This is a genomic window from Gilvimarinus sp. F26214L (genome assembly GCF_054401055.1).
Genome location: NZ_JBTIYG010000007.1, coordinates 95,933 through 117,592 on the forward strand (window position 1 = coordinate 95,933; position 21,660 = coordinate 117,592).

General features: G+C 60.3%; 16 protein-coding genes. 10 read left to right on the forward strand and 6 right to left on the reverse strand.

All coding sequences use genetic code 11. The features are described from left to right. Positions 1–75: 75 nt before the first annotated feature. The 3 genes from ACURWW_RS09720 (at position 76) to ACURWW_RS09730 (ending at position 5,372) form a co-directional block, all read left to right on the forward strand. Entirely contained in the window at positions 76–864 is a 789-nt protein-coding gene (locus ACURWW_RS09720; protein ID WP_445617065.1) for an enoyl-CoA hydratase, read from the forward strand. A 181-nt stretch (positions 865–1,045) separates the two neighbouring features. Then, complete coding sequence (locus ACURWW_RS09725; RefSeq protein WP_445617066.1) at positions 1,046–2,119, forward strand: efflux RND transporter periplasmic adaptor subunit; 1,074 nt, start codon at positions 1,046–1,048, stop codon at positions 2,117–2,119. Positions 2,120–2,276: 157 nt separating this feature from the next. Then, on the forward strand, positions 2,277–5,372 hold the full coding sequence (locus ACURWW_RS09730; RefSeq protein WP_445617067.1) for an efflux RND transporter permease subunit: 3,096 nt from the start codon (positions 2,277–2,279) through the stop codon (positions 5,370–5,372). A 74-nt stretch (positions 5,373–5,446) separates the two neighbouring features. Here the strand turns inward: ACURWW_RS09730 and dauA are convergent, their stop codons facing one another. The 3 genes from dauA to ACURWW_RS09745 form a co-directional block, all read right to left on the reverse strand. Next, entirely contained in the window at positions 5,447–7,195 is a 1,749-nt protein-coding gene (gene dauA, locus ACURWW_RS09735) for a C4-dicarboxylic acid transporter DauA (protein ID WP_445617068.1), read from the reverse strand. Positions 7,196–7,410: 215 nt separating this feature from the next. Next, a complete protein-coding gene (locus ACURWW_RS09740; protein ID WP_445617069.1) occupies positions 7,411–9,225 on the reverse strand; it encodes a phosphoenolpyruvate carboxykinase (GTP) in 1,815 nt (604 codons plus the stop codon). A 338-nt stretch (positions 9,226–9,563) separates the two neighbouring features. Then, complete coding sequence (locus tag ACURWW_RS09745) at positions 9,564–10,271, reverse strand: sortase domain-containing protein (RefSeq protein ID WP_445617070.1); 708 nt, start codon at positions 10,269–10,271, stop codon at positions 9,564–9,566. 449 nt (positions 10,272–10,720) lie between these two features. On the opposite strand from ACURWW_RS09745, the gene sodC reads away from it, so the two are divergent. Next, positions 10,721–11,254, forward strand: a complete 534-nt coding sequence (gene sodC / locus ACURWW_RS09750; RefSeq protein ID WP_445617071.1) for a superoxide dismutase [Cu-Zn] SodC — start codon at positions 10,721–10,723, stop codon at positions 11,252–11,254. Between the two features lie 9 nt (positions 11,255–11,263). Here the strand turns inward: sodC and ACURWW_RS09755 are convergent, their stop codons facing one another. Continuing rightward, complete coding sequence (locus ACURWW_RS09755; RefSeq protein WP_445617072.1) at positions 11,264–11,719, reverse strand: YaiI/YqxD family protein; 456 nt, start codon at positions 11,717–11,719, stop codon at positions 11,264–11,266. A 252-nt stretch (positions 11,720–11,971) separates the two neighbouring features. On the opposite strand from ACURWW_RS09755, the gene ACURWW_RS09760 reads away from it, so the two are divergent. Further along, a complete protein-coding gene (locus tag ACURWW_RS09760; protein ID WP_445617073.1) occupies positions 11,972–13,507 on the forward strand; it encodes a hybrid sensor histidine kinase/response regulator in 1,536 nt (511 codons plus the stop codon). 741 nt (positions 13,508–14,248) lie between these two features. Here the strand turns inward: ACURWW_RS09760 and ACURWW_RS09765 are convergent. Beyond that, the gene (locus ACURWW_RS09765; protein WP_445617074.1) at positions 14,249–14,947 is read right to left on the reverse strand and encodes a hypothetical protein; all 699 of its coding nucleotides are present in this window, start codon (positions 14,945–14,947) and stop codon (positions 14,249–14,251) included. A gap of 163 nt (positions 14,948–15,110) precedes the next feature. Here ACURWW_RS09765 and ACURWW_RS09770 point away from each other — a divergent pair, with 163 nt between their 5' ends. Further along, complete coding sequence (locus ACURWW_RS09770) at positions 15,111–17,207, forward strand: TonB-dependent receptor (RefSeq protein ID WP_445617075.1); 2,097 nt, start codon at positions 15,111–15,113, stop codon at positions 17,205–17,207. 22 nt (positions 17,208–17,229) lie between these two features. Next, on the forward strand, positions 17,230–18,360 hold the full coding sequence (locus ACURWW_RS09775) for a PepSY-associated TM helix domain-containing protein (RefSeq protein ID WP_445617076.1): 1,131 nt from the start codon (positions 17,230–17,232) through the stop codon (positions 18,358–18,360). 60 nt (positions 18,361–18,420) lie between these two features. Here ACURWW_RS09775 and ACURWW_RS09780 read toward each other — a convergent pair whose 3' ends face one another. After that, a complete protein-coding gene (locus ACURWW_RS09780; protein WP_445617077.1) occupies positions 18,421–18,738 on the reverse strand; it encodes a hypothetical protein in 318 nt (105 codons plus the stop codon). 196 nt (positions 18,739–18,934) lie between these two features. Here ACURWW_RS09780 and ACURWW_RS09785 point away from each other — a divergent pair, with 196 nt between their 5' ends. From ACURWW_RS09785 to queC, 3 genes are all read left to right on the forward strand, one after another. Then, complete coding sequence (locus ACURWW_RS09785) at positions 18,935–19,759, forward strand: mechanosensitive ion channel family protein (RefSeq protein ID WP_445617078.1); 825 nt, start codon at positions 18,935–18,937, stop codon at positions 19,757–19,759. 89 nt (positions 19,760–19,848) lie between these two features. After that, complete coding sequence (locus tag ACURWW_RS09790; protein ID WP_445617079.1) at positions 19,849–20,841, forward strand: SDR family NAD(P)-dependent oxidoreductase; 993 nt, start codon at positions 19,849–19,851, stop codon at positions 20,839–20,841. A gap of 34 nt (positions 20,842–20,875) precedes the next feature. After that, a complete protein-coding gene (gene queC, locus ACURWW_RS09795; protein WP_445617080.1) occupies positions 20,876–21,553 on the forward strand; it encodes a 7-cyano-7-deazaguanine synthase QueC in 678 nt (225 codons plus the stop codon). Positions 21,554–21,660: the final 107 nt, after the last annotated feature.

The window sequence follows — 21,660 nt, forward strand, 5'->3', positions numbered from 1 at the left end:
ATTATACTGGTGAACGCATTCCGGTGCGACTGCGGCACTGGGCCGGATGATTCCCTTAGTAGAAAGGAGAGGAAGATGATTGAAGCGAACACCGACCTGGTTCAGGTCTCTGCGGAAAACGGTATCCTGCAGATCCAGCTCAACCGCCCGGAGCGCAAGAATGCCCTCTCGCTGGCCATGTACAAAAAGCTCGGGGATTCCATCCGTGCCGGAAGCGAGGACCCTTCAGTTCGCGTAATCCTCATCCACGGCGCCGGGGGTAGCTTCACCAGTGGCAATGATCTGGGGGATTTCGCCCGCCACAAGGGGCAACTGGATCCGGAAGAGAACCCGACCCCGAAGTTCATGCGTGCCCTGCTCGATTGTGACAAGCCCGTAGTGGCTGCCGTTCAGGGGCCGGCTGTGGGGATTGGCACTACAATGCTGTTGCATTGCGATCTGGTGTACGCCGACAACAGCGCCTACTTCCAGCTGCCGTTCGCCAAACTGGGGCTGTGCCCGGAATTCGCCTCGAGTGTGGTATTGCCCCGGCTGATGGGGCACGCCCGCGCCGCGGAGCTGTTGTACTTCAGCGAATCCTTCTCCGCCGATGTGGCCCGGGAAGTGGGCATCGTCAACCAGGTGTTTTCGGGCGAGGAGCTTTTGCCCACGGTTCTGGAGCGCTGTGCCACCCTGAGCCGGCAACCCGCCTCGGGGCTGCGTGCAACCAAGCGTCTGCTCAAGAAGGATATCCGCGAGAGCGCTGAGGCCATCATGCAGCGCGAGCAGGAATTCTTCCGCCAGGGGCTGCAATCCCCCGAGTTCGCCGAAGCGGTTGCGGCGTTTGGTGAAAAGCGCGAGCCCGACTTCTCCAAATTCTCCTGACTCTTCCCCGAGGCCGCTGCCCGGCGGCCTCGAGCTTTGCCCCTCCCGCCCGGTTCACACCGGGCATATCCGACCCCTCCAGCGGGCCCTTCAGATAACGATACTTAACCCCAGGCCCTTACTGTACTGCTGAAGTTATGGGTTAAACTCGGCCTATTGACATCCCGGGATAGGCCGTTTCATGAAAAAGCCCCTCATCATCACCCTTGCGGTGAGTGCCCTGCTGGTCGGTGCCGTGGTGTTCAAGGAGAGCACAAAACCTGATCCGGGGCCCGGTATGCGACGGGGATCCGGCGGCATGGCGGTGGCGGTGGAGGTGAGCCGGGTGCTTCGCCAGATCATGGAGGTGCGAGCCGAAGCGGTGGGTACCGCCTACGCCCGGGAGTCGGTGTCGGTCACCGCCAACGTGAGCGATACCGTGGAAACCATTCATTTCCGGGACGGACAGATGGTGGAGGAGGGCGACGTGCTCGTGATCCTCAGCCACAACGAAGAACAAGCGGAGCTCGGGGCCGCCCAGGCCAATCTGGCCGAGCAGGAAAGGGAGGTCAAGCGACTTCAGGGGCTCATCGAGAGCAAGTCCGTATCCCAGAGCCTGCTCGACGAACGGATCACTCTTCGGGAAACGGCCCAGCATCGCGTGTCCGCCGCCCGGGCCCGCCTTCGGGATCGCACCATCCGGGCGCCGTTCTCCGGGGTACTGGGACTGCGGCAGGTAAGCCCGGGAACACTGGTGTCCCCCGGCACGGTCATCACCACCCTGGACGCTACGGACACCATGAAGCTGGATTTCGCAGTCCCCTCCATTCATCTGGGCAGCCTGAAAGCGGGGCAAACGGTGCAGGCAAGCAGTCCGGCAGTGCCTGGCCGGGTTTTCGAAGGGCGGGTGGCCAGCATCGATTCGCGGATCAATGAAGTGGATCGCTCCATCAAGGTGCGGGCAGAGATTCCCAATGCCGACAACACCATCAAACACGGCATGTTGCTGCATGTGGAAGTGGTCTTCGCCGGACGCGAAACCCTGGTGGTGCCCGAGAGCGCACTGGTTCCCGTTCGTGACCGTCAGTATGTCTACGCGGTCGAGGAAGGAGAACCGCCTCGCGCGCGGATGCAGGAAGTGGAGATCGGCGTACGCCGCCCCGGTCTGGTAGAAATCCTCTCCGGCCTCCAAGAGGGGCAGCAGGTCGTCACCCGCGGCACTCACACGGTGAACAACAACAGTTCCTTGAATATTGTGAGGCCGGCTGAGGGCTAGCGGCTGCCTGGAAAGGTGGACCTGGCAACGCGCCGTTTGCAGTTCACTGTTGAGTTACGCTGCGCTAACCCAAGCTACGCGGGTAGCGTGGATGCCATTAAGATTCCGTTTTTGACTCACCTGTAATCAAGCATGCATCAACCAGGCGAACGCGCGTATGTTTCTTTCTGATTTTTCCGTCAAGCGCCCTGTCTTTGCAACGGTCATCAGCCTGGTGCTGGTGGTTTTTGGTCTCGTTGCCTTCGATCGTTTGCCCCTTCGGGAGTATCCCGACACCAACCGGCCTCTGGTTTCTGTTTCCACCACCTACCGGGGCGCGTCCGCGTCTGTGGTGGAGAACCGCATCACCCAGGTGATCGAGGACCGGATCTCCGGGGTGGAGGGCATCAAAACCGTTACATCCTCCAGTTCGGACGGCATCTCCCGCATCAACATCGAATTTGACTTGAACCGGGACCTGGAAGCCGCCACCAACGACATTCGCGATCGCGTGTCCGGCGTGCTGCGGGTTCTGCCGGAAGAGGCGAGCCCACCCCAGGTGAGCAAGTCCCAGTCCGATGGCCGCCCCATCATGTGGTTCAATCTGTCGTCGGACTCCATGAACGCCCTGGAGCTCACGGATTACGCGGAGCGCTTTCTGGTGGACCCACTATCCGTGGTGGACGGCGTGGCCAACGTCAACGTTTCGGGCGCCAAGCGCTATGCCATGCGCATCTGGATCGAACGCCGCGAACTCGCCGCCCGGGGATTGACGGTGGGCGATGTGGAGAACGCCTTGCGTGCGGAGAACGTGGAGTTCCCGGCGGGTACCGTCAAATCCGAAGCGCGGGATTTTTCCGTGCGTATGGAGCGTGGTTACACAACCGAAGAGGACTTCCGCAATCTGGTTTTGCAACGGGGTAGCGATGGTTACCTTGTGCGGCTCGGCGATGTGGCCCGCGTGGAGCTGAGCGCAGAGGAGGACCGCACCTCCTTTCGGGGGAACGGCGTGACCATGGTGGGGGTGGGTATTGTGCAGCAAAGTACCGCCAATACTCTCACCATGGCCCGCGCGGTGAAGGCCGAGGCGGAAAAACTGTCCGCGAACCTGCCGCCCGGCATGTCTTTGATCCTCAGCAACGACAGTACCGTTTTTGTGGAGCATGCGGTCCAGGAGGTGTATCAAACCCTGTTCATCGCTGCCGTCCTTGTGGTCCTGGTGATCTATCTTTTTCTCGGGGATTATCGGGCCATGCTGGTGCCGGCGGTCACTTTGCCCGTTTCGCTGATTGCGACCTTCATTGTTCTGCTGGCACTGGGCTTCAGTGCCAACCTGCTGACCCTGCTGGCTCTGGTGCTCGCCATCGGGCTGGTGGTGGATGACGGCATCGTGGTGCTGGAAAACATCCACCGCCGCATGCGCCTGGGCGAGTCGCCCCGGGTCGCGGCATTTCGGGGGGCGGGGCAGGTGGGTTTTGCGGTACTGGCCACTACGCTGGTGTTAATCGCTGTCTTTGTGCCCATCACCTTCCTCCAGGGCGAGATCGGCCGCCTGTTCAGCGAGTTTTCCGTAACCATGGCTGCCGCGATTTTCTTTTCCATGCTGGTGGCCCTCACGTTGTCGCCGGTCATCTGCACACTGGTACTGAAACCCGAGACCGAGGAGCAAATTCGCGCTGCCGAGAACAACTGGTTCGCCCGTATCCAGAACGGCTATCGCAATTCCCTGGCTCAGGTGCTCAAGCAGCCCGTTTCCGTAAACTTCGCCTATGTGCTCATCCTCGCTCTGATTGGGTTTCTCATTACCAAAGTGCCGTCCGAATTCGCGCCCCGCGAAGACCGCGGCATGTTCATGATGATGATTCAGGGTCCCCAGGGCGCTTCCTTTGAAGACACCATGCAATCAGCCATGGCAGTGGAGGAGCGTATGCAGCCGCTGGTGGACAGCGGCGAGATCAAGCGTTTGCTGGTGCGTGCGCCCGGCAGCTTTGGCCCTTCGGGCTCCAGCTTCAATGACGCGCGCGCAGTGGTGGTGCTGGAAGACTGGGACAAGCGTCGCTCGGTCTGGGAGATCACTAACGAAGTGCGAAGGCGCACAGCGGACATCCCCGGGGCGCGGATCTTTGCCATGACGCCCCAGGCCTTCGGCGGCATGGGTGGCAATCCGGTTCAGTTTGTACTGCAGGGCGGCACTTACGAGGAGCTGGTGGAATGGCGGGATCTGATGCTCGCAGAAGTGGCCAACAACCCGGGCCTCGTGGGCATGGACCACGACTACCAGGAAACCAAACCCCAACTGCGGGTGACCATCAATCGCGATCGTGCGGCAGATTTGGGCGTATCAGTGACCAACATCGGTCGCACACTGGAAAGCATGCTGGGCTCGCGGCTGGTCACCACCTTCATGATCAACGGCGAAGAGCGGGATGTGATCGTTGAAGGGATTCGTCAGGACCATGAGAGCAAGTTGGACATGACCAACATCTACGTGCGCTCCGCCGGCAATGCTCTGATTCCTCTCTCGAACCTGGTGGCCATCGAAGAGTTTGCGGACGCCGACACCCTCAACCGCTATAACCGCCTGCGTTCCATCACTCTCAGCGGCAGCCTGGCGGACGGCTACAGCCTGGGTGAGGCACTGGACTACCTGGAGACCACCGCCCGGGAAATACTTCCTGGTTACGCGTCCTTTGACTACAAGGGTGAGTCGCTGTTGTACAAGGAGTCCGGTGATTCCGTCTACTTCGTATTCGTACTGGCGTTGCTGGTGGTGTTCCTCGTTCTCGCCGCCCAGTTCGAAAGCTTCATCCAGCCCGTCGTGATCATGCTCACCGTTCCCATGGCCGTCGCCGGTGCATTGCTGGGGCTCTATTTCGCGGGGCAGTCGCTCAACATCTACAGCCAGATCGGCATCATAATGCTGGTGGGCCTCGCGGCCAAGAACGGTATTCTGATCGTGGAGTTCATCAACCAGTTGCGGGATGAAGGGATGGAGTTCGACCTCGCCATCATCGAAGCTTGCAGTCAGCGCCTGCGTCCGATCCTGATGACAGCAGTAACGACCGTCGCCGGTGCGGTGCCCCTGGTCATCGCCAGCGGCGCGGGAACCGAAACCCGCTTCGTGATTGGTCTCGTGGTGATTACCGGGGTCAGCGTCGCAACTCTGTTTACCATCTACGTGGTTCCCGTCGCCTTTCAAATGTGGGCCCGCCGCACGGGCTCGCCGAAACTGGCCAGGCAGAGGCTCGAACGAGATCTGGGCACAGAAGCGTGACGGGAGTATCGTGGGCCGGGCTGGCAAAAGCATCCCACGCTTTGCCAGACTCGGCGCTCCCGGCGTCCCGGGTTTCAGCGCGGGTCAATGGCTGTCGCTTTCCCGCCGCTCACTGCCTCAAGAGCCGCCGCGAGGCTGCTGTGAAATGAGGACACTCCCGGAACAGGTTTGACCCCGGAACGCGCAAGGGTTCGAAGCGGCTGGAACTGAAGATCCGCAACTGCGACGTCGATGCCCAGTCGCTCGCATTTAGAGATCAATTTGTTCATGGCGGCCAGGCCCCCCGCATCCAGAACCGGCACGCCGTCCATGTAGAGAATGATTCCCCGCTTGCCCTCAATCATGTTGGCGATCTCGCCGAAGATGCGGTCCGCAGCAGCAAAAAACAAAGGCCCGCTGATTTTCAGCACCAGCCACCCGGGAGGAAGCTCCCGATCCACCAGTTTCCTGTTGTGGGTGACGTCACTGACGCGAGTCATTTCGGCAATTTCCCGCATGAACAGCAGCGAGGCGAGCACGATGCCGGTGGTGATGGCAATCACCATGTCGAACAACACTGTCAGCCCCAGGCAGACGGAGAAAACCAGCACATCGCTTTTGGGGGCAGTTTTTATCAGATGCACGGCCTTGGGTGCCTCACTCATGTTCCAGGCCACCACCATCAGCAATGCCGCCATGCCCGCCATTGGCACAAAGGACAGCAAGGGCGCCAGCCCCACCAGACCAAGCAACACCACGCCTGCATGAACCATGGCGGACACCGGCGATTCCGCGCCCGCTTTGTAGTTGGCCGCGGAACGGGCGATGGCCGCCGTGGCGGTGATCCCTCCAAAAAACGGCACCACGATGTTGCCGATCCCCTGACCCAGCAATTCACTGTTGGCGCTGTGTCGTTTGCCGGTCATGCCGTCCAGCACCACCGCGCACAGCAGGGACTCGATGGCCCCGAGCATCGCAATCGCGAATGCGGCCGGCAGCAGGCTTTCGATCAACTGCCAGCTCAAGTGAACCGGACTGCCGTCCGCGCCGCTCTGAAGCCAGGGTAATTTGAACTCGGGAAGAAACGGCGGAATGCCTGCGCCGGTTTCACCGGATGGCAGCAGGTAGGAAAACCGGCTGCCGATGGTATCCACATCAACCCCGTAGCGGCCCAGCAGGATCGCCAGCAATGCGGCCACGATTACTGCGGGCAAGTGGGCGGGAATGACGGTTTTCAATTTCGGCCACAGCAACATGACCCCGAGCGTAACAAAAGCCACCAGCGTGTCGCCGGACGCAAACGAAGGGGCGTGCTCCGCCAGCACCACCAATTTCTCCAGATAGCTCTCCGGCATTTCCCCAACGGGCAGGCCGAAAAAGTCCTTGATCTGCAAGGTGGCGATGACGATGCCGATCCCGCCGGTAAACCCGAGGGTAACGGCTTCCGGTATGTATTCGATCAAACGGCCCAGGCGCAGCAGGGCCATGACGATGAGTATTACCCCGGACATGAGGCCCGCGATCAGCAGGCCGCCCAGTCCGTACTGCTCAGCGATGGGAAAGAGCAGGACGACAAACGCGGCGGTCGGGCCCGAGATGCTAAAACGGGAACCTCCCGTCAGCGCAATCAGAAAACCGCCGATGATGGCGGTGTAGAGACCGTATTGGGGTGCAACACCGCTGGCAATCGCCAGCGCCATGGCGAGCGGTATCGCGATGATGCCGACGGTTGTGCCGGCCATGAGATCTTTGAGAAAACGCGCCCGGCTATAGGGCTCGCGAACGCAGCTCTCCCGCATGGCGTGACCCAAACGGAGAGAGAAAAGATGTGCGCGGTGGGGCATGAAACGAATCCTGAGTGTGACTCACAGAAAGGTGAAATCACGAAGGGGAACGATCTGGTGCACGTCCACCCGATCGGGCGGCGGGCCAGGAGGCGCGATTATAGGGAGCCCCGTCGAGGCGCCCGCCCCGATTAACACCGGAGCCGCGCCCGCGTGCGGCTTTAGCCGCAGCGTGGACGCAAGCCCCGGCCGGGGTTGGCCGGGAGTAAAACGTCTTAGGCGACGTTTGCCTTGGCTTCCTGTAGACGCTGCTCCAGTTTTTCCACCTCGTCGAGAAGGGCACTGGGCAGGCGATCGCCGAACTGCTCGTAGTATTCCTTGATCAGCGGAATCTCCTGCAGCCAGCCGTCCACTTCCACGCGCAACAACTGGGCAGCGGCTTCGTCGTTCAGATTCAGGCCGGAGAAATCGAGACCGTCGATGGCGGGCAGATTACCGATCGGCGTTTCAATCGCTTCTGCGGTTCCGGCGCAGCGCTCGAAGACCCACTTGAGGACACGGCTGTTCTCACCGAAGCCCGGCCACATGAACTTGCCTTGCTCGTTCTTGCGGAACCAGTTGACGTAGAAGATTTTCGGCAGCTTGGCGCCTTCCTTTTTGCCAATGTTCAGCCAGTGGCCCCAGTAATCGGCCATGTTGTAGCCACAGAAGGGCAGCATCGCCATTGGGTCGCGGCGCAGTTTGCCAATCTGGCCGAACGCGGCGGCGGTCATTTCACTGGCGATAATGGTGCCCAGGAAGGTGCCGTGGGTCCAGTCGCGAGCTTCGTTGACCAGAGGCACTACGGAAGCGCGTCGTCCGCCGAACAGGATGGCGCTGATGGGCACACCCTTGGGGTCTTCCCATTCCGGAGCGATCACCGGGCACTGGCTGGCAGGCGCGGTAAAGCGCGCGTTCGGGTGCGCGGCGGGGGTTTCGGATTCCGGGGTCCAGTCGTTGCCTTTCCAGTCGGTCAGATGGGCGGGGGCTTCGCTCATGTCCTCCCACCACACATCGCCGTCGTCGGTCAGGGCCACGTTGGTGAAGATCACGTTCTCTTTCATGGACAGCATGGCGTTGGGGTTGGAATCCATGCTGGTGCCGGGTGCGACGCCGAAGAAACCCGCTTCCGGGTTGATGGCATAGAGCTGACCGTCATCGCCGAACTTCATCCAGCAGATGTCGTCGCCGATGGTTTCCACCTTCCAGCCGGGCAGGGTGGGAGTGAGCATGGCCAGGTTGGTTTTGCCGCATGCGCTCGGGAACGCGCCGGCCACATATTTCACTTCGCCTTCCGGGCTGGTGAGCTTCAGGATGAGCATGTGTTCGGCCAGCCAGCCCTCATCACGGGCCATGGCCGAGGCGATGCGCAGGGCGAAACATTTTTTGCCGAGCAGGGCGTTGCCGCCGTAACCGGAGCCATAGGACCAGATTTCGCGGCTCTCGGGGAAGTGAACGATGTAGCGGTTATCCGGGCTGCAGGGCCAGGCCACGTCTTTCTCGCCTTCCGCCAGCGGGGCGCCCACGGAATGTACACAGGGGACGAACCTGCCGTTCTCGCCCAGTTGTTCCAGCACCTTCTCGCCAACGCGGGTCATGATGTGCATGTTGGTGACGACATAAGGGGAGTCGCTGAGCTGAATGCCGATGTGCGCGATCGGGGAGCCGATGGGGCCCATGCTGAAGGGGATGACGTACATGGTGCGGCCCTTCATGCAACCTGCGAACAGGTCGCTGAGGGTGCCGCGCATCTCGGACGGGTCACACCAGTTGTTGGTGGGGCCGGCGTCCTGTTCGGATTTGGAGCAGATAAAAGTGCGGTCTTCAACGCGGGCCACGTCTTCCGGAACCGACCGGACGTAATAGCTGTTGGGGCGTTTTTCCTCGTTCAGTTTGACGGCCGTGCCGTTGGCGAGCATCAACTCCCACATGCGGTCGTATTCTTCCCGCGAACCATCACACAACACCACCTGATCGGGCTGGCAAAGGGCCACCATTTCTTCAAGCCATTTATTCAACGCCGTGTTCTTGGTGGTAATACTGGAAGCCATTGATCTACCTCGTTCGTCTGGGCCGCGGGTACGCGCCGGGATTTATATCGGGTGAGGCCCTGCAATGCCAGGGTAAAGACTCTCTGGTGGAGCAGGCCGGAGTACGCAGGAAGTCGGGGTCGAGCAGGATGATGGTGTGGTCGAGCGGTTGGATCTCTTCCCTGAATCCAGCTCTTTCGGACTCTCCGGGACCCCTTCTTACAGGGCCGCTATTATGTCACTCCTCGGTCATACGATTCAAGCTATCTATTGCTTGGCAAAATGACATAGTTTGCATGAATGGTCGCCATAAGCCCCACAACTGGGGTTGATGGCTGCGACCCGGAACTTCAGGAAACTCAGAACTTCAGGGTCTTTTCTGAATAGCCATAGGCAGCGGGTCGGGGCAGCGCCGGCTGATCAGCAGCCGCGCGGGTGTGCTGCACTTCCAGAGCGCTCACGATCAGGTAGTCGGAGCCGTTCCCGGCGGGGGAGCGGACCAGGGTCATGGTGGATTGACCGTCGAAACCTGCCAGTGCCTCGGGCGCCGTTGCCCGGCGGCTGTCGACCACCCGAAACTGACGCAGGGTCCAATCCGTCTCCAGGAGCAAGAGGTCTCCCAGAGCCAGTCGATCCAGTTGTTGGAAGTGCCCGTCGGCGTGGCTCGCAACGCCGATATTGCGGGCCTGATTCAAATCGGCTGTGTCTGCAATGACGCCGGCACCCTGGCTCAAGGCCCACTCACCGCCACTGGCAAATACAGCCACTTCGGACTGGAGAGCGGGAATAACCAGCCGGGCCACAGGCGCTTCGAACCGCTCCGCCGCTTCCTGCCACCGCGGATCGCGCGCGTGGTGGCCTCCGGGTTGAACGATGCTGGACGCTGGGCTCTCCTCCGCGGGGGTCAGCGATGTCATGACAGCCGGGAGTACGGGCACAGAACGAAGCTGAGGTATCGTCTGTCTGACCTCGTCCTGCTTTCCTGTCAGCACTCCATGGTGAACGATGAAGGGCAGTACGAGCACAGCGCCCAAGATCCAGAACAGGTGTTCCAGTCTTCCTGTCATTATCGCTTCCCCCTCTGCAATGTGGACGCGGTCCACGCCACGCGCCCGTCCTGTGGATAACTGAAGTGTTTGTGTAAGTTTTACCAATGTGCTTGTAAGCGACCCGTGCGCAGACCGACGAAGTCCAGGTCTGCAAGGCACCATGCCTTGCGCGAAGTGCCTGAATCCGATGGCGAGCGAGCGCGGGAGCTGGGTCGATGCAATTTGTGCGCCCGCTGTTGACCTTCGGTTGGCATCAGCTGCCGCGAGGGACCGGAAACCATTGCTCGGTTCGATGCTGGTCTGCATCCTGCTATCCATCCTTTAGCCGTGGCATCCTGAGCCTTAGGGTGAACAGTTTTGGCGTTCCCGCGGCACGGTGGCGGCGCGTTGAAACAGCGTGTAACGGACAGTGTGTAACTCACAGCGCGTGACTAACAGCGCATAAGTAACGGCAGCAGGGGGAAGTGATGAAGAAACTGTTACAGCGTTCGGCCTTGGCCGGCTTGGCAATGCTGGGTGCAGAGGTCGCCGCGGAAGAGTATGTGGTAACCATGCACGCGGTCAGCGACACGGGAGTGGAGCAAGCAATCGGCGAGATTACACTCAAAGAAGTGGACGACGGACTCGTGTTCGAACCTCGGTTAGAGGGACTGAAGCCGGGCATTCACGGTTTTCACGTACACGAGAACCCGGACTGTGGCCCCCAGGGCCCGGACGGAAAAACCGGGCCTGCACTGGCAGCGGGTGGGCACTACGACCCTGAAAACAAGGGGGTCCACAAGGCACCCTGGGAGGAGGGTCACCTGGGTGACCTCCCGGCGCTCTATGTGGAGGACGATCAGACCGCCACCCATCCGGTTTACAAGGACGATCTGGAGCTCTCGGATGTCCGCGGCCGTGCGCTGATGATCCACGAAGGCGGGGACAACTATGCGGACGAGCCGGAGCCTCTGGGCGGAGGGGGCGGCAGAGTCGCTTGCGGAATCATTGAGAAGGAGTGAATCGCCCGCTCACTGATCCCGCGAAGCCCGGCTCAGAATCCGGTCCAATCGGTTGGCAAACTGCTGGCGCTCGGCCTGGTTCATTGCGGCAGGCCCGCCCGTTTGCACCCCGCTGCCGCGCATGGTATCGAGAAAATCCCGCATATTGAGCCGGCCCTTGATGTTGTCTTTGTTGTAGGCCTCTCCGCGAGGGCTCAGTGCCAGCGCACCTGAGTCAATGACCTCCGCGGCCAGAGGAATGTCACTGGTGATGACCAGGTCCCCGGCCTCCACCCGTGCGGCGATCTCCTCATCGGCCTTGTCGAAACCTTGTTCCACTTGTACCCGCTTGATGAACGGCGAGGTCGGAACGCTCAACGCGTGATTCGACACCAGGGTCACAACCACTCTGCTCCGCTGGGCCGCGCGGAAGAGGATGTCCTTGATCACCGCCGGACATGCGTCAGCGTCCACCCAGATTTTCATCTCGTCTCCTCGTGCGCGCGCTTTTGCAAGACATTACTGGCTAAGGGGGGCAGGCCGCAACGCTGCGGTCCTACTCCCTCGTGTACGTGGGCCTGCCGAGGCACTCCGTCACGGTCCCTTGTGGGACTGATAATTGCTTTATTTCGCTCTGATACACAGCGTTGTGTTTGGCCATGAGCTTCGATCCCCGTTGGGGCTGACGCAAGGCCCGGAACACTGTACTCACGATCAGCCACGACAGGTACCCAGAAGGTGCGGGGACATAAAGCGCAAATAACAGCGGGCTCTACGGCGGCAGCTCTTCGCGAAAGCGAAGAGAGCTTTCGCACACTCGCCGACAGTATCGCCCAGCTCGCCTGGATGACCGACCGGCGTGGACGCATGCTCTGGACGAACCGCGCGTGGCAGGATTATACGGGAACCGAACCCCAAAGAAACGCGGGACGCTGCTGGCAGGGCACTGTCCACCCGGATTACGCCCGCGCTGTGGATGCGAAGTTCAACCGTCATCTCAAAAGCGGGGAGCCTTGGGAGGACACGTTCCCCATTCGCAGTAAAGAGGGTGCATACCACTGGTTTCTTTCCCAGGCTCGACCGATACGCAACGACGCCGGTGCCGTAGTCCGGTGGCTCGGCACCAGCACCGACATCACTGAGCAGCGTCAGGTCAAAGAAATGTTACAGGAGACCGCCCAGCGCAAGGACGAATACCTGGCAATGCTGGGCCATGAACTGCGCAACCCGCTCGCTGGTATAGCCGCGGCAACTCAACTCGCAAAACTGGCCCATACGGATGATCCCCGATTGCAGCATGCAATTCATGTCCTGGAGCGGCAATCCAATCATATCTCCCGCATTGTGGACGGTCTGCTGGAAGTGTCGCGAATTGCCCGGGGTAAAATCCACCTGGACCGCAGGCCTGTGGATCTCGTGCATGTTCTGAAATCCGTCCTGGACGATCGCGTTGACAGCATTGAGAAGCGGGGCCTGCAATTGCGACAGCATTACCCGCGGCGGCCGGTCATGATAAACGGCGATTGGGTTCGTCTGGTTCAGGTTTTCGACAACCTCATCGGTAACGCCATTAAATTCACGCAGTCACCGGGCACCATCGAGGTGCGCTTGGATGAGGAGGAGGATCTGGCCAAGGTTCATGTTCGGGATACGGGCGTCGGGATACGCCCGGAAATCCTGAACCGGATCTTTGAACCTTTTCTGCAGGAGTGGCAGGACGTATCCAGGACCACAGGCGGACTCGGCCTGGGGTTGTCGCTGGCGAAAAATCTGGTTGAACTGCACGAAGGCCGCATCGAAGCTCACAGTGATGGGGCTGGTAAGGGCGCTGAGTTCCTGGTATGCCTGCCGCTCATTCACAAGAGCCGCACGCGTCAGACGCCGGTTCCCGAGGAGCACGAACAGACGCGTGTTCTGATCGTGGAGGATAACGAGGATGCGGCGGATACACTGGCCACTTTGCTGGAACTGAAAGGCCATGAGGTGCGTACTGCGCGCACCGCGCCGGAGGGGCTGGACATTCTCGCCCACGAAGACGTGGACATTATTCTCTGCGACATCGGCCTGCCAGGAATGAGCGGCTATGATTTCGCGCGCCGGGTTCGGGCCGACGATAAACTTCAGGGCATCCCTCTAATTGCGACCACCGGCTATGGCCAGCCGGAAGACCGTCGGCGCAGCGCTCAGGCGGGGTTCGACGAGCATATTACCAAGCCGGTGCGCCTGGAGCTGCTGGAAAAAATTCTCAGTGGAAGTGGGCACCATTTGCAGTGACTGACGGACCTGTAAGTTGCGTGCCTTCAACGGCTCTAATACCCCGCTCCCAAACTCGCGTTTGGTAAATGGGGGCGCCGGCTGTCTGCCCCCTGGGGGAAGGTCTGGACGCGGAGTCCTTAACCCGTTTGCGCTGGCGGGGAGGGGTTTCGAGAACGCGTGAATCCCTCCCTGGAGCTCCCTCACGGCTTCCCTGCCGTGAGGGTCTCGAAACCCCTCCCCGCCACCGCAAACTCCCATTGCAGTACGATCTAGCAGCGCAGTGGAAATGCGAAGAACACTCAACCTACTGCTGTCGGGTCCGTAGGTTGGGTTAGGCCGCAGGCCGTAACCCAACGATAAGAAACGCTAAACGTGAATTCGCTGCCGAGTGATAACGTGGCGAATCGACGATCTCCCAGCCGGCACAATCTGAGTTCGGGATCGGGGTGGACCTTTCGAAACCCTGGCGGCATGGATGCCGCGAGGGAGCTACAAGGATGTATTCACCGCGATTTCGAAAGGTCCACCCCGATCCCGAACGGCTCTAGAACCTCGAATCTTTCAGGGCCTATTTCGAACCGGGTCTATAAACCAGGCGAGATGGCTACCGGGTTTTAGCCTCGAAGGGTGCGGAGTCCTTAACCCGTTTGGGCTGACGGGGGAGGGGTTTCGCGAACGGCTTCAAAGCCTCGAACCTTGGAATGCGACATTCCGAACAGGATTCAGAACCTGAAAGCCTGCCCTGGCACGGCGCGGATGCTACTCCCGCAATCGTCTGAACAGATGAGGGTTGCGACGGATGAACTTCTGGATCCAACGTTCGATGAACGAATGCTCTTCGCGGATCATATACCACCAGCCGATACCGCTGATAACAAAAGCCCCGACCGCGTCCAGCATCAAATCCCACATCGTGTCAGTCAGACCGGACGGGTCCCCCAGCATCGGTTTCTGCATGTTCATGCCGAACAGTTCATCCATGGCAAACTCGAAGATCTCCCACAACGTGCCCATCGTCACAGCGAACGCGAAAGCAAACAGAGCCACAAAGCGGGGCCGCATGTGGAGCGCGGCCCGTTCGTTCTCGTTCAGCACATAGACCAGCAGAAAACCCAGAACTCCCAACAGCAGGCCCGAGCTGGCGTGCAGGGCTATATCCCACCACCACAGCCGTTCGTAATAGCTGCGAATCTCACCCAGAAAAAGAGCGGCAAAAGTAAAAATGACCGCCAGGATCTGAAACTCAGAGGGAATCTGCAGCTGGAAACGGCGCCCCAGCACCAGAGGAATGAAGATCACCGACATGATGGCGCCTATCAGAAACACATTCATCCAATACCCGTTGTACACGGCGACCGCCAGCTCCCCAGCCATCAACAGATGCAGTATGACCACCACCCACCAGTGAACCCGCCGTGCCCGGTCCATGGTCGGGTCTTTTTTCGCCGCCTCGTTCATGAGTCTTCGCCTGCAAAAGGAAATGATCCTACCACTTTGGCGCCACGCTCAGGAGGAGGGCCCATCGGTGGCGTAATTGATATTGATAACAATTATCATTTGCTCTAGAATTCGCATCTCCTCGCCGAGCTGGCGTCCACTGAATAACCACGGGAAGTACCCTATGACCTGTCGCCGATCATCTCTCGCGCTTGCAGTGACGCTTACCGCCTCATTGGCTGCACAGGGCGCTGAACGGCAGATCACCGAGGAAATTGTGGTGACTGCCAGCCGCTCGGAACGACCACTCAGCACCATTCCCAACACGGTCACGCTCATCGATGCGAAGGACCTGGAGCAACAACTCAGTATCAATCACGATCTATCGACAGTGCTTGGGAACCTGGTACCCAGCTTCTCGCCCAGCCGTCAGAAGCTCACCAATGCGGGCGAAAGCCTGCGGGGCCGCAGCCCGCTATATCTCGTGGATGGGGTGCCCCAGTCCAATCCCCTGCGGGACGGTTCCCGTGATGGTCACACCATTGACCCCCTGATGCTGGAACGCGTGGAGGTGATCCACGGGGCCAATGCCATTCATGGTCTGGGAGCCTCGGGGGGCATTATCAATCTGATCACCCGCAAACCGGCTGCAGGTTTTCGGCAGAGTGTGCGCGCGGAGTCCTTCACTCAGGAAGAAGATCTGGGTGAAAGTCTGGGCTATGGCCTCAACTACAACCTCTCGGCCGGTGGTGAGCGGGCCGATGTGATGGCCAGCGTCGGTTATCGCAGCAGCGGCATCCATTACGACGGCAATGGTGAGCCGATCGGCTTCGACAACGCCCAGGGCGATACCATGGACTCCGACATGGTGAATGTTTTCGTCAAGGGTGGTTACCAGTGGGACGACCAGCGCCTGGAGTTGACCGTCAATCATTTCGATCTCACTGGCAGCACCGATTGGGTGGCCGTGGAGGGCGACAAGGCGGCAGGTATTCCCACCACGGCGATCGAGGGCCGCATTCCGGGCGATGAGCCGCGCAATGAAGTGACGATGTTCAGTGCGAACTACAGCAACGAGGAGGTCCTCGATCAGCGCCTGCGCTTGCAAATATTCCATCAGGACTTTGCCGCTACATACGGCGGTGGAGAGTATGCAACGTTTCAGGACCCGGCCTACGGTCCAGACCTGTTTGACCAGTCCCAGAACAACTCGGAAAAACGTGGCCTGAAACTCACACTCGTGAAAGACGATATCGCCGGTTTACCGTTGAATCTGGTCTACGGGGTGGACTACCTGCGCGATACCACCTACCAGGAGCTGGTACAGACCGGCCGCAATTGGGTGCCGGCAACGGAGTACGAGAACATAGCACCCTATCTGCAGGCGGAGTTTTCGGGCCTTGCGGGTCTTACGGTAACCGCTGGCGTGCGTCACGAAGACTCAAAACTGAACGTGGACGACTTCGTCACTCTGGCGTCCTATGGCAGCCAGTACGTGACGGGGGGTGATCCCGATTTCGCAGAGACTCTCTATAACGCGGGCCTGACCTTCCAGGCCACCGAGCATTGGCGTGTGTTTGCCAATTATTCCGAAGGCTTCTCGATGCCCGATGTGGGTCGGGTGCTGCGCGGCATCGACGTTCCGAATCAGAGCGTGGAAAGCTTCCTGGCTCTTGACCCCATTATTACCGAAAACAGCGAACTGGGAGCGGAATTCAATGCTCACAGGGTGTCGGCACAGCTGAGCTACTTTACCTCCGACTCGGATTTCGGGCAGCGGCTCGAAGCGGATGCCGACGGCTTTTACAGCGTGCAGCGCGAACGCACAGCCATCGACGGAATTGAATTTCGATTCAACTGGTTGGCCACCCAGGCAGACACCCTGGGTCTGCGCTACGCCGCAACGGAAGGGGAGTATGACTCGGACGACAATGGCCGCGTGGACAGTGACCTGGACGGAGCCAATGTTGCGCCGGACCGGCTCAACCTGAGCTGGGAGCGCGGCTGGTCCGAGAGCATCAACTCCCGTCTGCAGCTCAATCATCTGCTGGACCGACGGTTCAAGGATGCGGCGGGGAACACCACCGCGCGATTTGACGGCTACACCACTGTAGACCTGAACCTGGAAGTCCTGGCGCTGGGAGGGGCCTTCAATCTGAGTGTCCAGAATCTGGGGGACCGGAACTACTTCACCTACTATGCCCAGACCATGGGCAACGACAGCCGCAATTTCGCGGGCATGGGTCGCAGCTTCAGCCTGTCCTACCACCGCGAGTTTTAAGGGTTCGGGGAGGGTTATCTACATGCGCCCACTGCTGATCGCCCTGCACAAATACCTCGGCCTGGCGCTTGGGCTGCTGCTCAGTGTCATCGGCCTGACCGGCAGTGTGCTGGTTTTCGATCACGCATTGGACGAAAGGCTGGCGCCGGAGACGGTGGCGTTCCGACCTTCATCAGATCAGGCCCCGCTCCAACAGGTTCTGGAGGTGGCGCGGGCCGCAGTGCCTGGCGCCCCGGCGGCACAGCGCATCTATCTTGCGCGGCAGCCCGGCAGTCCCCACGTGGTTCGTTTTCCCGGCCCGGCAGGCGCTCCGGGGCCCATCGAAGTGAGCGTAGCCCCGAGCGGCGAAGTTCTGGCGCAGCGAACCTGGGGTGAGTACCCGGTCAGCTGGATCTACCGCTTGCATTACACCCTGCTGGCAGGGGCCACTGGCAAAACCATTGTGGGCATTGCCGGGCTGTTTCTTCTATTTTTCGGGGTTAGTGGACTGATCATTTGGTGGCCGCGCCACGGGCGCTGGCGACGGGCCCTTACCATTCGCCGCGGCGCGGGCAGCTACCGATTCAATTTCGATTTGCATAAAACGGCGGGCGTTTATTTTTTGCCGGTCCTGTTGGCCGTTGCCTTCTCCGGAGTTTCGCTGGTATTCCACGCGCCGGTGGAAGCGCTGGCCGATGCACTCTTCGAAGTGGATTCACGGCCTGGCCCGCAATCCAGTGGCGCGGGGACCGGCATCGATGCGGATCAGGCCGCCGCGATCGGCCAGGGCGTATTCCCGCAGGGGCAACTTAAACGGATCTACCTGCCGCAGGGAGCCGATGGTGCCTACCAACTCGCCTTCAATCTGCCTGGAGAGCCCTGGTCGCAGCATGCCGCCAGCGCCGTCTGGGTGGACCAGTACAGCGGCAGGGTACTGGCCCACTGGGATGCGACCCAAATTGCGGCCGGGAGTAAATTTTTAAGCTGGCAGTTCCCCCTGCATAACGGCGACGCGCTCGGCCTGCCGGGACGATGGCTGGTGTTCATCAGTGGCATTCTGCCCGCGTTGTTCTTTGTAACCGGGTCTTACATGTGGCTGCGAAAGCGGAAGGTCAGGGAAGCTGCAAAGGCTGCACGGCGCCGGGCGGTGGCGAACAGATTGTCGAAAAGCTGAGGCGCCGGAAAGTGTCCGGGGCTGTTGGAAGGTTCTTGTCCGAAAGCCTGCCAGGTTCGATCAGTGCAGAATGTCCAAGATCCGTCGGGTCTTTTCATGCAGGCGCAGAAGCGTGCCATCCACATCGATGGAAATGGATCCATCCCGCCCCAGCGGCACCACGACACGGCCCTGCAGATAGATTGATTCGTCGAGAATCTGTCCCTTGGAGAGTTTTTTCCGCCAACCCGGGGGCAGGCTCTGGCCGGCCTGGTGTTTCTTCTGCAAACCCGGTGGCAGCCCTTCCCCGTCCACGTGGGGGTTCCTGGCCAGGCTGGTACCGGCCAGGGCGAGGCACAAAGCCGCAGCCATAAGCCTGGAAACGTGCTTCATTCTCATCGTGTACAACTCCGCGCGACTACTGATCTCGTAAGGCGCTGACTACCGCCGATGCGACCGGCAGAATAAATCAACCCAGGGGGATCTTACCCCGAGCTCAACTGTCATGTACAAATGGTTTTGACCGGGCATACTGTCCAATTGCAAAAACTGCGACCTCTGCCCGGGAAACCTTTGGTCAATTTTGGAGCTCTTCATGCTGGAGAATTTTAACGCTGCGGAGATGGTGGACACCTACGCCGTACCCTGGGCCATCAATATCGCGATGGCTCTGGTTATTCTTTTGTTGGGTCGCTTCGCGGTGGCCATTGTTGTGCGTGTCGCGGAAGCAGTGATGACACGTGCGAAAGTGGATCCGATGCTGGTCCGCTTTATCGCCTCGATTCTCACCGGACTGCTGGTCCTTATGGTGGTCATTGCCGCCGTCGATCAACTGGGCGTGGATACCACCTCCTTCGTGGCGCTGATTGGTGCCGCGGGTCTTGCCATCGGCCTTGCCCTGCAGAATTCTCTCGGAAATTTCGCCTCCGGTGTCATGTTAATTTTATTCAAACCTTTTAAGGTGGGCGACTATGTGGAGGCCGGGAGCACCGCGGGTGTAGTCAAGGAGATCCGGATTTTCAGCACCATCATGACCACACCGGACAATCGCAGGGTAATCGTCCCCAATGGGAGCATCTACGAAAATACTATTGTCAATTACTCGGCTCTGGACACACGCCGGCTTGATCTTGTGTTCTCCATTGGTTACGACGACGACCTGAAGCTGGCAAAGGACATCCTTGAAAAAACACTCCGGGAAGACGAGCGGGTGCTTGCCGAGCCCGAGCCCGTCGTACAATTGGGCGAACTCGCCGACAACAGCGTCAATTTCAATGTTCGCCCCTGGGTCAGTCAGGCTGACTACTGGGCCCTGCGCAGCGATCTGATAGAAAAGGTCAAACTGACCTTCGATGCCAATGGGATCACGATTCCCTATCCACAACGTGATGTGTACGTGCACCAGGTCGCAGCCCGCTGATCCCGAATTACCGGGCTGTCACCAACACGGTAGAATCCGCGCCCGCTGCAATCAGCGGATTCTGAATAAGCCATTAAGGAGAATTGCTTATGTCACGGCTCGGTCGCAATAGTGCGGCCCTGGATCTTGTCAGGGGCATTGACCTGCGTGGAAAAACCGCCATCGTCACTGGCGGCACCTCCGGCCTCGGGGCGGAGACTGCGTTGGCGCTGGCGGCCGCCGGTGCCGAGGTAATCCTGCCCGCGCGAAATCTGGAATTCGGGTCGATGGTAGCGGACCGGCTCATCGCCGAGACGGGCAATGGCAAGATCCGCACCTATGAAATGGACCTGGCGGACTTCGACAGTGTGCGCCGCTTCGCCGACAACTTCATGAGCGAGTACCCGCGCCTCGATGTACTGGTGAACTGTGCGGGCGTGATGGCCTGCCCCGAGTCCCGCTGCCTGCAGGGGTTTGAGCTGCATTTCGCCGTCAACCACCTGGGGCACTTTCTGCTGACCGCCTGCCTTGCCTCGGCCCTGGCGGCGAGTCCGTCCTGCCGGGTGGTGTCGCTCAGCTCCTCGGCCCACCGGGTTGCCCCCGTGGATTTCTCGGATCCGAATTTCGAAAACCGCGGTTATGAGAAGTGGCAGGCCTACGGTCAATCCAAAACCGCCAATGCGCTCTTCGCGCTGGCGCTCAACGCCCGGTTGCGTCCGGTGGGCGGCGCCGCGTTTTCCGTGCACCCCGGCACGATTATGACCAATCTGCAGCGTCACCTCACTCGCCGGGAAATTGAAGAGCTCGGCTGGATGGACGGCGAGGGCCGCCTGCGCAGGTGGCTGAAATCCCCCGCCCAGGGGGCGGCCAGCATTGTGTGGGCCGCCACTTCACCGGCCCTGATTGGCCATGGTGGCGCCTACTGTGAGGACTGCCGGGTGGCGGAGCCCGCAGCCGACGGGAAGGCTGATTCGGGCGTCTGGCCCCACGCGCGGGACCCGAAGGCGGCGGAGCGGCTCTGGCTCATGTCGGAGCAGATGGTGGACCAGCCCTTTGTGTTGGGCCCGGAGTTTCACCTCAAGGCAGCGGGCGCGATAAAATAACGGGCTATTGTCGTTTTGCCCCGAAGGAGTTCCCGTGTCCCGCAAAAAAGCCGTCGTCCTCAGCTCGGGCGGCCTCGATTCCACCACTCTGCTCGCCATCGCCCGCCATGAGGGCTACGACTGTTATTCGCTCAGTTTCGATTATGGCCAGCGCCACCGTGCCGAACTGGATGCGGCGCAGCGTTGCTCCGCCGCCCAGCATGCGGTGGAGCACAAGGTGGTCAACCTCGATTTACGCGCCATCGGCGGTTCCGCCCTGACAGACGACTCCATCGCGGTTCCCGAGGCGGAGAGCGAGGGCATTCCTGTCACCTACGTGCCGGCCCGTAACACGGTCTTCCTTTCCATTGCCTTGGGGTGGGCGGAGGTTCTCGACGCCCGGGACATTTTTATCGGCGTCAACGCGGTGGACTACTCCGGCTATCCCGACTGCAGGCCCGCCTTTATTGAAGCCTTCGAGAAAATGGCGAACCTCGCCACCAAGTCCGGCGTGGAGGGCAGGACTCTGGCCATCCGCGCGCCGCTGATGAAGCTCAGCAAAGCTGAGATCATCCAGCAGGGCGTAGCGCTGGGGGTGGATTACAGCCTGACGGTGTCCTGCTACCAGGCCAATTCCGCGGGGGAGGCTTGCGGCCGCTGCGACAGTTGCCGCCTGCGCCGGGCCGGTTTTGCCGCCGCCGGTGTGTCGGACCCCACCCGTTACCAGGTTTGAGGTGACGATAAGGTCTACCCCGGACGATCATCCGCGCATATCCCCGGTCATCACATTTTCTTCAATCAGAGTCCCTCTTCTGCTTGACCACAAGCCTGCTTGAGGAA

Coding starts and splice junctions, on each gene's coding strand:
- sodC (WP_445617071.1), top strand. CDS start 10,721: ATGAAGAAACTGTTACAGCGTTCGGCCTTGGCCGGCTTGGCAATGCTG.
- ACURWW_RS09730 (WP_445617067.1), top strand. CDS start 2,277: ATGTTTCTTTCTGATTTTTCCGTCAAGCGCCCTGTCTTTGCAACGGTC.
- ACURWW_RS09775 (WP_445617076.1), top strand. CDS start 17,230: ATGCGCCCACTGCTGATCGCCCTGCACAAATACCTCGGCCTGGCGCTT.
- ACURWW_RS09720 (WP_445617065.1), top strand. CDS start 76: ATGATTGAAGCGAACACCGACCTGGTTCAGGTCTCTGCGGAAAACGGT.
- ACURWW_RS09725 (WP_445617066.1), top strand. CDS start 1,046: ATGAAAAAGCCCCTCATCATCACCCTTGCGGTGAGTGCCCTGCTGGTC.
- dauA (WP_445617068.1), bottom strand. CDS start 7,195: ATGCCCCACCGCGCACATCTTTTCTCTCTCCGTTTGGGTCACGCCATG.
- ACURWW_RS09765 (WP_445617074.1), bottom strand. CDS start 14,947: ATGAACGAGGCGGCGAAAAAAGACCCGACCATGGACCGGGCACGGCGG.
- ACURWW_RS09785 (WP_445617078.1), top strand. CDS start 18,935: ATGCTGGAGAATTTTAACGCTGCGGAGATGGTGGACACCTACGCCGTA.
- ACURWW_RS09740 (WP_445617069.1), bottom strand. CDS start 9,225: ATGGCTTCCAGTATTACCACCAAGAACACGGCGTTGAATAAATGGCTT.
- ACURWW_RS09780 (WP_445617077.1), bottom strand. CDS start 18,738: ATGAGAATGAAGCACGTTTCCAGGCTTATGGCTGCGGCTTTGTGCCTC.
- ACURWW_RS09790 (WP_445617079.1), top strand. CDS start 19,849: ATGTCACGGCTCGGTCGCAATAGTGCGGCCCTGGATCTTGTCAGGGGC.
- ACURWW_RS09770 (WP_445617075.1), top strand. CDS start 15,111: ATGACCTGTCGCCGATCATCTCTCGCGCTTGCAGTGACGCTTACCGCC.
- ACURWW_RS09745 (WP_445617070.1), bottom strand. CDS start 10,271: ATGACAGGAAGACTGGAACACCTGTTCTGGATCTTGGGCGCTGTGCTC.
- ACURWW_RS09755 (WP_445617072.1), bottom strand. CDS start 11,719: ATGAAAATCTGGGTGGACGCTGACGCATGTCCGGCGGTGATCAAGGAC.